The 14776-nt window shown below is 55.5% G+C and carries 13 protein-coding genes and 2 riboswitches; of the genes, 3 read left to right on the forward strand and 10 right to left on the reverse strand.

The genetic code is table 11. The features are described 5' to 3' along the window. Nucleotides 1–10 precede the first annotated feature (10 nt). A complete protein-coding gene (gcvT, locus tag EL26_RS13140) occupies nt 11–1108 on the reverse strand; it encodes a glycine cleavage system aminomethyltransferase GcvT (RefSeq protein ID WP_038089573.1) in 1098 nt (365 codons plus the stop codon). A gap of 64 nt (nt 1109–1172) precedes the next feature. Next, a riboswitch (glycine riboswitch) is annotated at nt 1173–1281 on the reverse strand. Next, a riboswitch (glycine riboswitch) is annotated at nt 1282–1407 on the reverse strand. 128 nt (nt 1408–1535) lie between these two features. Between gcvT and EL26_RS13145 the strand changes: the two genes are divergently transcribed. Continuing rightward, nucleotides 1536–3221: a DEAD/DEAH box helicase gene (locus tag EL26_RS13145; protein WP_238546113.1), complete on the forward strand. Its 1686-nt coding sequence runs from the start codon at nt 1536–1538 to the stop codon at nt 3219–3221. A gap of 25 nt (nt 3222–3246) precedes the next feature. Beyond that, a complete protein-coding gene (locus EL26_RS13150) occupies nt 3247–4092 on the forward strand; it encodes a YqhG family protein (protein WP_038089576.1) in 846 nt (281 codons plus the stop codon). A 171-nt stretch (nt 4093–4263) separates the two neighbouring features. Here the strand turns inward: EL26_RS13150 and EL26_RS13155 are convergent, their stop codons facing one another. The 8 genes from EL26_RS13155 to EL26_RS13190 all read right to left on the reverse strand — a co-directional run bounded on the left by EL26_RS13155 (nt 4264) and on the right by EL26_RS13190 (nt 12065). Further along, nucleotides 4264–5193, reverse strand: coding sequence for a hypothetical protein (locus EL26_RS13155; protein ID WP_038089579.1), 930 nt, complete (start codon nt 5191–5193; stop codon nt 4264–4266). Between the two features lie 171 nt (nt 5194–5364). Continuing rightward, nucleotides 5365–6291 (reverse strand): phosphate/phosphite/phosphonate ABC transporter substrate-binding protein, encoded by a 927-nt coding sequence (locus EL26_RS13160; RefSeq protein ID WP_038089581.1) that lies wholly within the window; start codon nt 6289–6291, stop codon nt 5365–5367. 127 nt (nt 6292–6418) lie between these two features. Beyond that, on the reverse strand, nt 6419–6919 hold the full coding sequence (locus tag EL26_RS13165) for a hypothetical protein (RefSeq protein WP_038089584.1): 501 nt from the start codon (nt 6917–6919) through the stop codon (nt 6419–6421). A gap of 34 nt (nt 6920–6953) precedes the next feature. After that, a complete protein-coding gene (gene zapE / locus EL26_RS13170) occupies nt 6954–7919 on the reverse strand; it encodes an AFG1/ZapE family ATPase (RefSeq protein WP_052036336.1) in 966 nt (321 codons plus the stop codon). Between the two features lie 63 nt (nt 7920–7982). Then, entirely contained in the window at nt 7983–8957 is a 975-nt protein-coding gene (gene thrB / locus EL26_RS13175; protein WP_038089586.1) for a homoserine kinase, read from the reverse strand. Between the two features lie 14 nt (nt 8958–8971). Further along, complete coding sequence (locus tag EL26_RS13180) at nt 8972–9418, reverse strand: ACT domain-containing protein (protein WP_038089589.1); 447 nt, start codon at nt 9416–9418, stop codon at nt 8972–8974. Nucleotides 9419–9547: 129 nt separating this feature from the next. Next, nucleotides 9548–11464, reverse strand: coding sequence for an asparagine synthase (glutamine-hydrolyzing) (gene asnB / locus EL26_RS13185; RefSeq protein WP_038089592.1), 1917 nt, complete (start codon nt 11462–11464; stop codon nt 9548–9550). A 91-nt stretch (nt 11465–11555) separates the two neighbouring features. Continuing rightward, nucleotides 11556–12065, reverse strand: coding sequence for a shikimate kinase (locus tag EL26_RS13190; RefSeq protein WP_038089594.1), 510 nt, complete (start codon nt 12063–12065; stop codon nt 11556–11558). A 350-nt stretch (nt 12066–12415) separates the two neighbouring features. Between EL26_RS13190 and EL26_RS24600 the strand changes: the two genes are divergently transcribed. Next, nucleotides 12416–12610 carry an aspartyl-phosphate phosphatase Spo0E family protein gene (locus EL26_RS24600; protein WP_081857187.1) on the forward strand — a complete coding sequence of 65 codons (195 nt, stop codon included), beginning with the start codon at nt 12416–12418 and terminating at the stop codon, nt 12608–12610. On the opposite strand, the gene EL26_RS13200 is transcribed toward EL26_RS24600, so the two are convergent. Continuing rightward, nucleotides 12564–14741, reverse strand: coding sequence for a PAS domain S-box protein (locus EL26_RS13200; RefSeq protein WP_052036337.1), 2178 nt, complete (start codon nt 14739–14741; stop codon nt 12564–12566). The genes EL26_RS24600 and EL26_RS13200 overlap by 47 nt on opposite strands. Nucleotides 14742–14776 lie beyond the last annotated feature (35 nt).

Genomic DNA, 14776 nt, shown 5'->3' on the forward strand with positions numbered 1-14776 from the left:
CCTCCTCTGCTTACTTCTGACGCTTGTAGAACGGAGTTTTGACGATCACGGCTTTGACCGGTTTGTTGCGGATGATCACGTCGATCTCTTGGCCGATCGTCGCATGTTGCACGTCGATCAGGCCGAGGCCGATGTTTTTCTTGACCGTCGGACCCATCGTGCCCGTGGTGCACTCGCCGATTTTTTGCCCGTTCACTTGGATTTCGTAATGGCTGCGCGGAATGCCACGCTCCAGCATTTCAAAGCCGACCAGTTTGCGGGTCACGCCTTCTTCTTTTTGCTTCGCCAATGCGTCTCGTCCGATGAACTCGCCCTTGTCGAGCTTCACGAAGAAGCCAAGGCCCGCTTCCAGCGGCGAGATGTCCGCCGTGATTTCTTGGCCGTACAGCGGCAGGCGCGCTTCAAAGCGCAGCGTGTCGCGTGCGCCGAGACCGATCGGCAATACGCCCGCGTCCTTGCCGGTTGCCAAGATGGAATCCCAAAGTTTTGCGACATCTGCCGCCGCACAGTAAAGTTCGAACCCGTCTTCGCCGGTGTAGCCCGTGCGCGAAACGAGACAGGATACGCCCGCCACGTCCACGCCTTCCGCGAACCAGTAGTATTTGATCTCAGAGAGGTCGGTGGTGGTCATGCTTTGCAGAACTTGTTCCGCCAGCGGTCCTTGGAGCGCCAATTGCGCGATGTCGGCAGAACGGTTTTCAAGCGTTACGTCTCCGAACGCGTGCGACTTCATCCAGTCAAAGTCCTTCTCGATGTTCGCTGCGTTGACGACGAGCAGGTAGTCGTTGTCCGCTTTCTTGTAGACCAAGAGGTCGTCGACACAACCGCCGTTTTCATAGCACATCGGCGAGTACAGCGCTTGGCCGTTCGCCAACTTCGACGCGTCGTTGGTGATCAAGTTCTGGATGTTCGCCAGCGCGTCCGGTCCCTGCATCGTGATCTCACCCATGTGCGACACGTCAAACAGGCCCGCGCGCGTGCGCACCGCTTCGTGTTCTTCGAGGATTCCGGCATACTGCACCGGCAACGCCCAGCCGCCGAAATCGATGATCTTGCCTCCGTAGTTCGGATAGACCTCAAACAGCGGTGTTTTCTTCAGATGATCCACACCTATTCCTCCTAAAGCGAGTAATGAGCAACAAAAAAAGGAGACACGGATGCCCGTCAGGCCCCGTCTCTCCTCTGTCCTCTTAACCTGAGAGTTCCCCCCGCCCGCACGCAAGATGCGGACAAAGTTACCCCTTGGGTGGCCGCAATCACGCGCGGCACTCTCCAGAGATGCGTCCCGCAACGGTCCTTATGCCTGAGAGATTCGCAAGGTGTTCTTGGGCAGAACCCCCGCTTGCTCCTTCGGCGCTACATGTCCCAAAAAACACGAACATTGTAAACTCTCCCGTCAGCGATCATTCGCATTATTCTGTTCCTTGCCCCTATTCTACCACAGGTCTGTTGATCTTTGGAGTCTGCTTCGAAAAATTTTCCCTATCTAAGGTCATACTATCCCTTACAAACCTTGGCTTTGGAGGTGGGTTCCGTTGGAGAAGACCGGTTTTATGCCGAGGCTGGAGTGGGAAGAAACGTTGTTTGACCTATTTCAAGAGCGTTTGCAGACCCACGAATGGGCGACGTGGGATCTGTTCCGATTGGCCTATGACGCAGAACGCACGCGCGTGGTGCCAAACTTCGACCAGTTGATCTGCTTGCAGCAACTTCCCGAAGTCACGCCCTACCCGCACCAGATCGACACCGCCAAGAAAGTCCTCAACGAACTGCACGGCCGCGCCATCCTCGCCGATGAGGTCGGCCTCGGCAAGACGATCGAAGCCGGGCTGATCTTGAAAGAATACCTGATTCGCGGTCTCGTGAAAAAAATACTGATTCTCGTCCCCTCCTCGCTGGTCATCCAGTGGGTGCGGGAACTCAACGAGAAGTTCAAAATCCCTGCCGTCCGGCAAAAAAACGCCTACACCTGGGCGGACTGCGACATCGTCGTCTCCTCGATCGACACCGTCAAGCGCGACCCGCACCGCGAGATCGTGCTGAATCAAGAATACGACCTCGTCATCGTCGACGAAGCGCACAAATTGAAAAACAAGAAATCCAAAAACTACGAGATCGTCAACAACTTGCGAAAAAAATACCTGCTCCTCCTCACCGCCACGCCCGTACAAAACGATATGAAGGAGCTCTACAACTTAATCACGCTGTTGAAACCGGGACAACTCGGCTCGCAAAATGACTACTCCTCGATGTTCATGGAGTCCAAGCGCACGCCGAAAAACCGCCAAGAGTTAAAAAAAGCTCTCTCCGACGTCATGATCCGCAACAAGCGCTCCGAGGGCGGCGTGCAGTTTACAAAGCGCAACGTACAATCCCTGCTGCTCGATCTCTACCCGGAAGAGCAACAACTCTATGAGAGCGTGACCGAATTTATCAAGGAGCAATACACCAAGATGCGCGAGGAAGGCAAAGGAAACTTCCTGCAACTGATCACGCTGCAGCGGCAAATCTGCTCCTCTCCGTACGCCGCGCTGGTGTCGCTGAAAAACATGAAGGAAAGCGAAAAAACCCCGCACGACATCCGCGGGCGTGTCGAAGAGTTGTATGCGATGGCGGAAAGCATCCCTGCGTATAAGAAAATCGACAAGCTGATCGAGCTCTTGAAGACGATGGACGACAAAGTGATTATCTTCACCGAGTATCGTGCGACGCAGGATTTTATTTTGTACATGCTGCAACAGCACGGCATCCGCGCCGTCATCTTCCGGGGCGGCTTCAAGAAGAACAAAAAAGACTGGATGACCGAGCTCTTCAAGAACCGCTTCCAAGTGCTCGTCGCCACCGAGGCGGGCGGCGAAGGGATCAACTTGCAGTTTTGCAACCAACTGATCAATTTCGACCTGCCGTGGAACCCGATGCGCTTGGAACAGCGGATCGGGCGCGTCCACCGGCTGGGGCAACAGCGGGATGTGCACATCTACAACCTCTCCACCCGCGGGACGATCGAGGAGCACATCGTCTCGCTCTTGGAGGAAAAAATCAACATGTTCGAGATGGTCATCGGGGAACTTGACTTGATTCTCGGCAATTTGAAAGTCGGACGAAAGCTCGACAACGAGATGATGGATCTGTTCATGCGCGGAGCAAGCCGCGAGGAGATGAAAAACAAATTGGATGAGTTGGGCGAAGAGATGATGCGCGTGTCGGATGTCGTGCGCTGAAGACACAGAGAGAGGAGGTTCTGAGATGGAGACGCAAGCGGAGATTCAAGATTATTGTCGGCGGTACTTTCAGGCGGTACATGCGCCGATCCTGCGGGACTTGCCAAATTTTTTGGAAGTGGAATTGCCGCGCGATGTGGACAAGGAATTGATCGATCGTCCGTACCACTGGATGATGGTGGAGACGATCTATCAGGACTATCCGAATACGGTCAAACAGTTGATTTTTGAGCAGAACGTCAATGTTGAGGAGATGGAGCGGCCGGAATATCTGACGCTCGGGAGTTTGTTTCTGACCAAGATGATCGATTCCACAAAAAAGCGCGGGAGCTGCACGTTCGGCTACCAGCAAGGGGTGCCGACCGGGTCGGTTTTGCGACCGGTGTTGCTGATGACGTGCAAAATCTCGTATGTGGCGGACCGTTGCCGGGATGAGATCGTGACATATGGCGTCAGTCTCGGGTCGGGTGAGGTGTACCGCGATTTCTACGAGCAGGTGGTGGACTTGAACTTCTCGACGGAACCTCCCTCTCCGATGCAACTCGTGCACGTGGAAGCACCGAAGCTCACCGTCAAGCAAGGGTTCAAGAAGATTCGCGATCAAGTGCATAAAGAAATTCGGTTGCTGGACCACACCTGGGCAGAAGAAGCGGAGGAACATCTGGCACGGGAGCGGGAGCAGTTGGAGACGTACTACCAGTCGCTGGGGCTGGTCAATGCCGACTCCACCGTGCCCGATGCAGAAAAAATAGCGAAGGCACGGCTCTATGAAGATGAGCTGAAGATGCGGCTCGACGAACTGGAAAAGCGATGCAGTCCGAGGATCAAGATCGAGCCCTTCCAGTTCGCGTTGCTGTACGTGAAAGGTTAGTTGATGGTTAGCAGCACATGTTTCCTGTACCCTACTAGGTAAAAAATTCTGCACCATTCCTTGCACATGTTTCGTAGGGGATATTTGCGTGCGCCCTTTTGTAAAAAACTCCAGCGGCTACTTTAGTCGCAGGAGTTTTCTCGTGTTCCTCCTCTGCGGAGGCTGCCCTCTCTATTTCCCACGCACCGGCACAGCCGTTACGGGGAATTCAGCGTTCACGTACACCGGTTGACGTTGCGCGTCGTTCAGCGCGAACGGGTCGGTGACGCCGAAGTAGGTGGCTTCGGGGGTGAGGGTGATTTTTTGCTGAAGGTTCAGCGCGACGAACAGCTTGTCCGGAATCGCGTCATATACCATTTCAGCCGGTTCCGCCGCCTCCGTTTGCTTGGCGAACTCTTGCAGAGGCACGCCCCCTGTCCCCTGCTCCCCAAGCTTCATCTTGCCGTACAACCCCGTCGCGTACACCGCGTCGTCTTCGCCGTGCACAATCTCCGGAAGCGCAGTCACGGCGGCGGACTGTTGCTTTTTTTCCAACGCGAGCGCCGGGAGTTTGTCCGGCACGCGGTTGAGCAGTTCGCCGCTGGGCAGTTCTTCGCCCGACATCAAGTTGTACAGTTGCGGTCCTTGCTGTCCTTGCACATACGCCAGTTGCAACGCCGGCCCTCCGTACAGATATCCGTTCGGGATCGCCTGCTCGTCCCCCGGCAATTCCGGCGTCGGGCGACGGCTGAACTCATAGAGAGATTGTCCGTCTGGAGTGGTCACGAGATACCCGAGCGCCTTCCCTCCCGTCTGCACGCGCCACAACACCGCGTTGACCGCTCCCTCTCGATCATGCAGATTGCGCACCGCTGCAACGTCTGCACTCCCCCAATCTTCAAAGCCGGGCACGCTTGCCACCACGCCCAGCAACGGATGCACATCCAACGATGAATCCACAGGTGTCACGGTGACCGTCTGCCCGTCCATCACTCGTTGTTCATCCAGCACGGATACCGCCACAGGCGAATTCCCTTTCGGCGACACCATCGTTCCGGACACAACCGACGATCCCACCATCATGACGGAGATCATGCACGCACTCCACACCATGTTTTTCATTTCGTTGACACATCCTCTCGCAGAGTCAAATCTGAACCCGTTTGATGTTGTTTTCATCGTAAACGAATCTGTCTGCAATGTTTGTTAGAACCTGTCAACGAGATTGAAGTTTTTTCCGACAAAAAAAGCGACCCTCCCGCAGGAGCGTCGCTTTTTGTCCAACGATATAGCTTACTTCGGTTGTGCGCCGGTAGCTTCGATCATTTTGCGAACCGGATCGAAGTTCTTGTCGTCGCCCGGTACGAGGCCGTCGAAGTTGTAGATGTCCATGCCGATCTTCTTGCCTTCGTCGGTGGACATGATCTTCGTGAACGCATCCGCAACTTTCTTCTTGAAGTCAGCCGGGAGGTCCGGGCGGATGGAAACGGTGTCGTTCGGGATCGGCTCGGAGGTTGCGAAGATTTCGAGCTTCTCTTTCGCGTCCGGAGTGGTTTTCGCGATGGTTTGGTCGATTGCAGCGTCAAATACGGTTGCAACGTCAACGTCACCGCGGTAGAGCGCCATCAGCGCTTTGTCGTGGCCGCCTGCCATGATGCCTTGAACGTCGGTGTCCGGGTTGAGGCCCGCGTTTTTGATCATAACGACCGGGTAGAGGTAACCTGCAGCGGATGCGCCGTCAACATAAGCAATTTTCTTGCCTTTGATGTCCTTCACGTCCTTGATGGAGTTGTCGCCTTTCTTCTTGACGAAGACGGACTTGTAGGACGCGGAACCTTGACGGGAAGTTTGCAGGAGAAGATCAGCAGCCTTCTTCTTATCGTGAGCGAATACGTAGTTAACCGGGTTCAGGAAGCCGACGTCGATTTTCTTCGCAGCCATGCCTTCAACGAGCGCGTTGAAGTTGGTGGTGACAGAAACTTCGACCGGAATCCCCAGTTCTTTGGAGAGCAAGTCACCCATCGGCTTTGCTTTTGCTTGGAGGGTTTCTGCGTTTTGGGACGGGATGAAACCAACGACGAGTTTGTCCGGAGCTTTTTCAGCTGCCGGCTTGGTAGCGGTGTCGCCGGTAGAAGCGTTGTTGTCCTTGGAACCGCAACCTACAAATGCGGTAGCTGCCAATGCAAAGGTGAGACCCACTACTACGGATTTCTTAAACATTTGTTTTCCCCCGATGAAATGAAGATTTTGACTAATTCCATGAGTTAGTATAGCACAATCCACGAGAAAGTATATATTCTTTTTTTGTAGTTTTTGTAATCAAAAGTCGAATTTTGTCTACGAACCCCTACAGATGCTTCGGACCGTGCTCGGAGGGCGGGACGGGTTTCAGTTGGCGCACGCGCTTTACTTCGGCCTCGATTTCGGCGTGAGCGCTTTGCAGGGCCGCTAGCTGTTCCGTTTTTTTCTCGACGAGCAGAATCAGAACGGAATGCATCTTGCTGTAGTCTTTTTTGGCTTGGGCGGCGTAGTAGAGTGTGTGGTAGTCTTCGATCTCCCCGCGCAGGGTTTGGGCTTTTTTGATTTCTTCATGGAACTTTAAGAGGTTTTTTTGCGTGGTGGCGCGTTCCGTGTCGCTCATCGTCTGCGCGCGGTGGCGCAGCTCGCTCGTCGACGCTTTCAAGACGCGCATGATCTTGTGAATGTCTCCGTCGAGTTTGACGACTTTATTCTGCTCCATCGTGAGTTGTTGCGGCGTCGGACTTGCAAAAGCCGGAGGAACAGCGGGTGAAAATAAAAAAGCCGCCGCAGTGAGACTTGCGGCGACAAAGCGCGTACCTTTCTTCATCGTCCTCACCTCTTGCGGGTAGCTTACCCGCAAACTAACGACCCGATGCGTCCAGGATGTCCATCTGAGTCATCCGGTAATCGCGTCCGGCGAGACGTCCGATGCGCGTCATCTGGATGATCCGCGAGACCAGCGCATCGACGGTGCGCGTCTGGTCGCGGAACGTCTGGTAGACGACCGGCGGTTCGTAGTTGGAAGTGAAAAGCGTCGGCAAATGATTGGAGAAGCGATAGTTGATGATGCGGAACATCTTATCGAGCGTGAACTCGTTGGCCCGCTCTTGGGCGAACTCGTCGATGGCCAGAACCGGAACGGTGCAATACTTCTCGATGACCGTCTCCATGTCCTTGCCCGCCCCCACGCTCATGCGCAGTTTGTCAAAAATGTTGTCGGCATGCACGAAGATGTTCGGAATCTTGCGCTCGTCGAGGCGGTTGCAAATCGCAAGCACCAGATGGGTCTTGCCCACGCCGGGCGGTCCCCAGATGTAGAGGCCCTTGAACGGCGCGTCGCTCGCTCCGGCACGTTGCAGCTCCTGCTGAGCCGGAGTGTAGCAATCGGCGAATTCCAAAGCGGCCGCATACAGCTCCGGGAATTTTCGCGCTTGTTCCGACGGGAAGTTGTCAAACCGAAACCGCTTGTCGGCGGAACTCTTCTGCGCGTACTCGTTCAAAGAATCGATCTGCTTGCGCTCCACCCAGTTTTGGTACGGCGGGCAATGCGTGGTGCGGATCGTCAATTGGTCGTTGTACAGTTCCAAATAGTCGTACAGCCCCTGCGCGTCGCCGTCCTTGCCGCACTTTTCGTAGCCTTGGCAATTGCCGCAGATGTGTTCTTGCTTGATCTGGTCGAGCAGGAGAATTCCGCCGCGCTGGATCGCCGCGTCGCTGACGTCCATCGCACGCAGTTGCGGAATTCGCTCGCGGAAATATTCCGGTGTGTATTGGTTGCGGGTCTGGTATTGCCGACCGAATTGCAACGTCGAACCGATGTGATCCATCCGGCTCCCCCTCTCTCTACGGTCTGTTTAGATGTTCACATACTATCACAAATCTCGCGGAAGTTACAAAACGTGAACGCCGCTGGTCTCCGGCTTGAGCTGGAGAATGCGCGTCGGAACGCCCTGCTGCGCAAACGTCCGACGCATCGCGTCGCCAACTTCTGTTGCGTTTGCAGTCGTCAGCGCCAACAGCGACGGGCCGGAGCCGGAGATCGCCACGGCGAACGCGCCGGCGTTCCTCGCCGCCTGCGCCGCCTCCACGCCGCCCTTGATCAACGGAAACCGATACGGCTGATGCAAAAAATCCGCCATCGCGTCGGCGAACACCCGCTCGATCATCGCAAGGTCGCCCGTCGCCATCGCCGCTGTCAAGAGGCTTGCGTTGCGCACGTTTTGCACCGCTTCTGAAAACGGCACTTGCTCAGGCAGAGCGCGCCGCGCCAGACCGGTCGACAGCATGTATCCGGGAACGGCAACGACGCAACACAGCCCTGCGGGCGGCGTCAAACGCAGCGTATGCAGGCGCGGACGGGAGACGGTTTTTTTTTCCAAACGGGATGAAGAAGCAGATTCCGGTGCAAAGTCGGACGTGTAGAGTCCGCTGGCGACAAACCCGCCGTAGATGGCAGGCGCGACGTTGTCCGGATGACCTTCGATCTCGACGGCGAGGCGAAGCAGTTCTTCGCGGTCAAACTGGCATCCGTCGAGCAGGTACGCGGCGCACAGGCCGCTGACGATCGCCGTCGCGCTGGAGCCAAGCCCGCGCGTGACGGGAATTTCATTGTGGATGTGCAATCGCACGCCCGGTGCCTGTCGTCCACGGACGGAAAAATAGCGGGCAAATCCGCGGTACGCCAAATTGTAGTCCGGCACGCGCGGAACATCTTCTACCCCCTCGCCCGAGACTTCGATGCGCACCGAGCGGTTCGGGCGCTCTTCAAACTCCAAGATGTTGTAGAGCGAGAGCGACATTCCAAACACGTCAAAGCCCGGTCCGAGGTTTGCCGTCGTCGCCGGCACCCGAATTCTCACGCCCATAGCGCACTGTCCTCCTACGAGTAACCGACGATCTCCGCCTTGCGGACACCGTTCATCTTCTGAAGGTTATCGGTCAGGTCATCCAGCGAGCCGTTCAAGTTCTTGACGTCCACCGTCATCGTCAGGTGTGCGGCTTGGCTCATCGGGATGCCTTGGTTGATCGTGATGATGTTGCCGCCCGTTTGGGCGATCGCATTCAGAACGGCCGAGAGAATCCCCTGGCGGTGTTCGAGGATCAGCGACAAGGTGATCAGTCGTCCTTGTCCCTCTTCTTCGTACAGGAAGACGAGATCGCGGTACTTATAAAAAGCGGAACGGGAGAGCCCGACTTCGTTTACCGCTTCGTGTACGGTATTCGCTTCGCCGCGTGCGAGCATGTCCTTGACTTGAACGGTCTTGACCATCGCTTCCGGCATGATATCTTCGGCGACCAAGAAGAATTTGCGTCGTTTCGTATTCATCGGGAGACCCCACCCCTTTCCTCGTCAGTTTGTTAAAGTTTCGTGTATATCGAATATACTCCATCTGTGGCGGACAGTATACCCCCCAAAAAAAGACCCTCCAAATTTGCGGAGGGTCTTTCGGACGGCTTATACAGTTTGCGCTTGGTAGGCGCGGCGGCGTTGCACGTTCGGGGTGACAGACGGCTTGATCTGCACGGAACGCTCGACGTAAATCTGATGCCACAGCAAGAACATCAGCACCGTCCAGACTTTGCGCGCGTTGTCGCGGACTCCGTTTTTGTGTTCTTCTAGCAGGTTCAAGACATACTGTTTGTTGATCAAGTGATCGACGTTCGAGGACGCGATCAACTCGCGAGCCCAATTGTAGTGCTCGTTTCGCAGCCACTGACGGGTCGGAATCGGGAAGCCGAGCTTCGGACGCTCCGCCACTTCGCGGGGGAGGATGTCCTTCACCGCTTCGCGCAGCACGTACTTGGTCGTGCCGTTCATCAGGCGGTACTGCATCGGAATCTGGGAAGCAAACTCAAACACTTCCTTATCCAAGAACGGAACGCGCAGTTCGAGCGAGTTCGCCATCGTCATTTTGTCCGCTTTCATGAGGATGTCGCCCGGAAGCCACGTATGGAAGTCGACATACTGCATCTGCGTCACCGGGTCATACTTCGACGCGCGGTCATAGTACGGCTGGGTGATGTCGAGATAGCGGCGCAAGTGCATCTGTTCCGGATTCAAGCGCACGAACTCTTCTTTCATCTGTTCGCCGAAGATGAACGCGTTGCCGACGAAGCGCTCCTGCAGGGTCTTCGACCCGCGCATGAAGAACGAGCGGCCCTTCATGCCTTCCGGGAACGCAGAAGCGACGCTGCCAAGCGTGCGGCGCAGGGACATCGGCAAGTAATCGAACATCTTGAGCGAGAGCGGTTCGCGGTAGATGGTGTAGCCGCCGAACACTTCATCCGCGCCCTCGCCGGAGAGCACGACGGTGATGAATTGGCTCGCCAGTTCCGCCACGAAGTACAGCCCGATCGCCGACGGGTCGGCGATCGGCTCGTCTTGGTGGAACATCAGACGCGGCAAGGCTTCCAGATATTGCGAAGCGGAAATCAACACGTCGCGATGCTCGGTGCCGAGGATGTTGGCCGTCTCGCGGGCGTACGCCAATTCCGATTGGCCCCCTGCGCCTTCAAAGCCGACGGTGAACGTTTTGACCTGCTCCATTTCTTTGAGCAGCGCCACGATGGTCGACGAGTCGACGCCGGAAGAGAGGAACGCGCCGCGCGGAACGTCGGAGTTCATGTGCGCTTTGACGGAGTTGCGCAGAATTTCGCGGGTGCCTTCGATGTAATACGAGATCGGACGCTGGACTTCTTCGAATTTCAGTTCCCAATAGCGTTCGATCTTGAACTTGCCGTCCTTGATCACCATGAAGTGCGCGGCCGGCAGCTTGTGGATGCCCTTGAACATCGTCAGCGGGTCCGGCGCATATTGGAAAGTCAAGTAGTTCCAGAACGATTCCGGGTTGACGTCGCGGCGCACGCTCGGATGCTCCAGCAGGGATTTGATCTCCGAGCCCCAGAGAATCGAGTCTTCGGTTTCCGTGTAGTAACAGGGTTTGATCCCGAAATGGTCGCGTGCAACCATCACTTGACGGTTTTTGGCATCATAGATCGCAAAGCAGAACATGCCGCGCAGATCCTTGACGCAGTCGACGCCCTTCTCTTCATAGAGATGCACGATGACTTCGGTGTCTGCTTCGGTCTTGAACTGGTGACCGCGCTCGACGAGGCCGCGGCGAATTTCTTGGTAGTTGTAGATTTCTCCGTTAAACGAGATCCAGACGGTGCCGTCCTCGTTGCAAAGCGGTTGGTGACCGCCCTCCAAGTCAATGATCGAGAGACGACGGAAGCCGAGGCCGATGTTGTCTTGCAGGTGCACGCCCATGTCGTCCGGACCGCGGTGCACGATCTGGTCGCTCATCGCTTCCAACACATTCTGCTCGACGGGACGCCCTGTTTTGTTAAACAACCCCACGATGCCACACATCTCTATGTAAAACCTCACTTTCGTATCTCCAAAAGGTGTCAAACATCAAACTACTTTGCTAGTGTACCCCCACTCATTGTGCCCGTCAATGTTAAGAGGCAGACAGTTTCATGACGATTTCGCCGACGATGTCCGCGAGACTCCTGCCTGTCGTGTCAAGGGCAAGATCGGCGAACTCATAGAGTCCGGCGCGCGCCTCTTGCAGCGCCAAGATGCGCCCCTTGAGGTCGCCGCCCTGCAGCAGCGGGCGGTTCGGGTCGTTCTCCACCCGTCGCACGATCTCCTCGACCGTGGCGGTGAGGCAGACGACGAAGCCGCTTTTTTTCATCATGTCTCGGTTTTCAGCCGCAAGCACCGCTCCGCCGCCTGTCGTGATCACAGCCGGACCTCCCGCGGCAAGTTCGGTGAGCATCGCCGTCTCCAGCTTTCGGAAATGAACTTCGCCGTCGGCGGCAAAGATTTCCGGGATGCTCCGCCCCTCCCGCTTGACGATTTCCTGGTCGGAGTCAAACAGCGGTACGTCCAAGGCCGACGCCAGTTGCTCGCCCACCGTGGTCTTGCCGGTGCCCATAAAGCCAATCAAAAAAATACGCGCTCCCATAGGATTCGATCCCGCCCTTGTCTTTTGGTCTCATCGTATCGCCACAAAGCGGACTGGTCAACGAAAATGTGCTGTCCGTCACGGAAAGGGTGCACGAGGTAAGGTAAGCAAAGCAAAGGCACGCCTTCAGAGCGGCGTGCCTTGCTTGTTAAATGGTATTTCCATGCGGAAAATTCCGTCTTTTTGCGGAAATGACGAGGTTTCGACTCCAGAGTCGATACTTCCTCAGAAACTGACAAAACTCTTGTAAATGTGTCGAAAGAAATCAGTAGAATACCGCGTTGGAGTTGCATATAATCCAATATGTTATCTCTTGTTTTGACTTATCCGTTCAGAAGTGGGGGAACGCCATGAGCAACACGCAAAAACTGGTTGGGAAGATCGAAGGGCTGCGCGCGGAGATGATTCGCGCAGCTGAATCCGCCGAGAACCTGCATGATCCGAAAGTCGTCGAGATCAGCCAGCAACTGGATCAGTTGATTCTTCGCATGCAGATTCTTACCCAACGTCCCCCACAGTCAGCACGTTCTTGCTGTCCTGAATGATCGGCAACTCCACTTCCACGGTCGTACCCTCTCCCAATCGGCTTTTAAAGCGAATGTCGCCTTGATGGTCTTTGATGATCTTGTAGCTGACCATCAACCCCAACCCGGTCCCCCGTTCCTTGGTCGTATAAAACGGCTCTCCCAATTTCGGAATCCGCTCCGGATGAATGCCGCATCCGTCATCCAATACTCGAACCCTCACCAAGTCCGCTCCCGCCCGTTCCGTTCGAATACGTAAATTTCCGCCGTCGGGCATCGCCTCGATGGCGTTTTTCATGACGTTGATAAACACTTGCTTCAGCCGGTTGGTTTCACAGGTGATGTTGGGCAAATTGTCTTCATATTCGGTTATGATTTGCACGTTATTGATGATGGCCTGCGTTTCCAAGAGCGCGACGATGTCGCCGAGCAGCTCTTGCAAGTCGGTTTTCACAAACTTCACCGCTTGCGGTTTGGCGAGCACGAGGAACTCGTTCATGATAAATTCAATGCGGTCCAATTCCGAAAGCATGATGTCGAGGTAGTGGTTGTACTCCGGCAAGCGGTTTTTCATGAGTTGGGCGAATCCTTTGATCGACGTGAGCGGGTTGCGAATTTCATGAGCCACGCCGGCGGCAAGTTGACCGACAACCGCCAACTTGTCCGACTTGCGCAAGAGCTCCTCGGTACGGCGCCGCTCTGTGTTGTCGCGGGCGATGACGACGAGTCCGATCACCTGCTCGTGGAGGTCAAACACCGGCATCACCATCGTCTCCAGCCATACGTAATGACCGTCTGCATGGCGTTGACGGAAAACGATTCGCACCGACTCTCCCGTACGGTACAGACTGTCAAGCCTTTCCATGATTTCACCAAAATCGTCCGGATGCAAGTGGTCAAAGTTGTTGGTCCCTATATAATCATCAGCAGAATATCCGAAGATCTGGTCCACTCGGGGCGAGACGTACTGAATGATTTGGTCTTGGTCGTAAATTGCGATAATGTCCGAAGTGTGTTCCGTGATCAATCGGTACCGATACTCGATTTCCCGCAAAGCCGACTCCACCCGCTTGCGCTCGGTGATGTCTCGCCCGATGCCCGCCAAAGCGACTCGTTGGCCGTTCTGGTCGCGGATGACCGAGACGGTGATCGAGACATCGAACAGGCTTCCGTCCTTGCGCATGCGGACCGTTTCATAGTCGGTGAGATGCTCTTGGCAATCCAAGTGCTCATTGAGTTTGCGCATTTCCTCTTGCCGACCCGGCGGGACGAGCAGAGAGAAGTTTTGTCCGATGATCTCTTCGGCCGACCACCCGTAGATGCGCTCAAACGCTTCGTTGACTTTGCACACGATGCCTTGGTTGTCGATCAAATAGATCGCATCGGTGGTGCTGGCAAAAAACGATTCGAGCAGTTCCTTGGTCTCGGCGAACTCTTCTCGGGTATGGACTTCGTCTGTGATGTCTTTGGCGATGCCGTACACCCCCATCACCCGGTCTTCCACGAAGATCGGAATGTTGGTGACATCGAGGAGAATCACGTGACCGTCTCGATGCACGATGCGGCACCGATAATGTTGCACCTCTCCCTCATCGATCGTCCGTTGGAAGCGGTACTTGACTTCCGGTGCGTCTTCGGGGTACAGAAATTGCGAAAACGAATGGTGGAGGGCTTCTTCAAGCGTGTATCCGGAGACGGCGACGCATGCGGCATTCGCTTCAATAAAGTTGCCCTCCAAATCGCAGGAGAACACCATATCGGGATGGGTGTCGAACAGCGAACGATACCGTTGCTCGCTCTCTTCCACAACCCGTTTGGTCAATTTCCGTTCCAAGACCCGCGCGCCGGTGGTGTCTTCCACATACTCCGAGAATTTATCCTCGCTCTCTTGCAGGGCCGCTTTGAGTTGTTTGATCTGGACGGAATTGCGAGCCAGCAGTCCGTACGCCACCAATCCGGAGCCCATCCCGAAGACGATCTCGGAAAGCAGATGCAAACGAGACAGCGTCGCGTCTCTCTCGACCAGCATCCAGTCCGTGATGATGTGAAAGAGAACCACGCTAACTCCCCAGAAGATCATGTACAAAGCCAGAGAGCGGAATGGCACCATACGCGTATTCAGGACTTTTCCGTTGTTGAGATCTTCGCTCATCCCCTAAGCCCCCTCGAACAGGATAAAAGTGTTAG

The sequence above is a fragment of the Tumebacillus flagellatus genome, assembly GCF_000714935.1.
GTDB classification, from domain to species: domain Bacteria; phylum Bacillota; class Bacilli; order Tumebacillales; family Tumebacillaceae; genus Tumebacillus; species Tumebacillus flagellatus.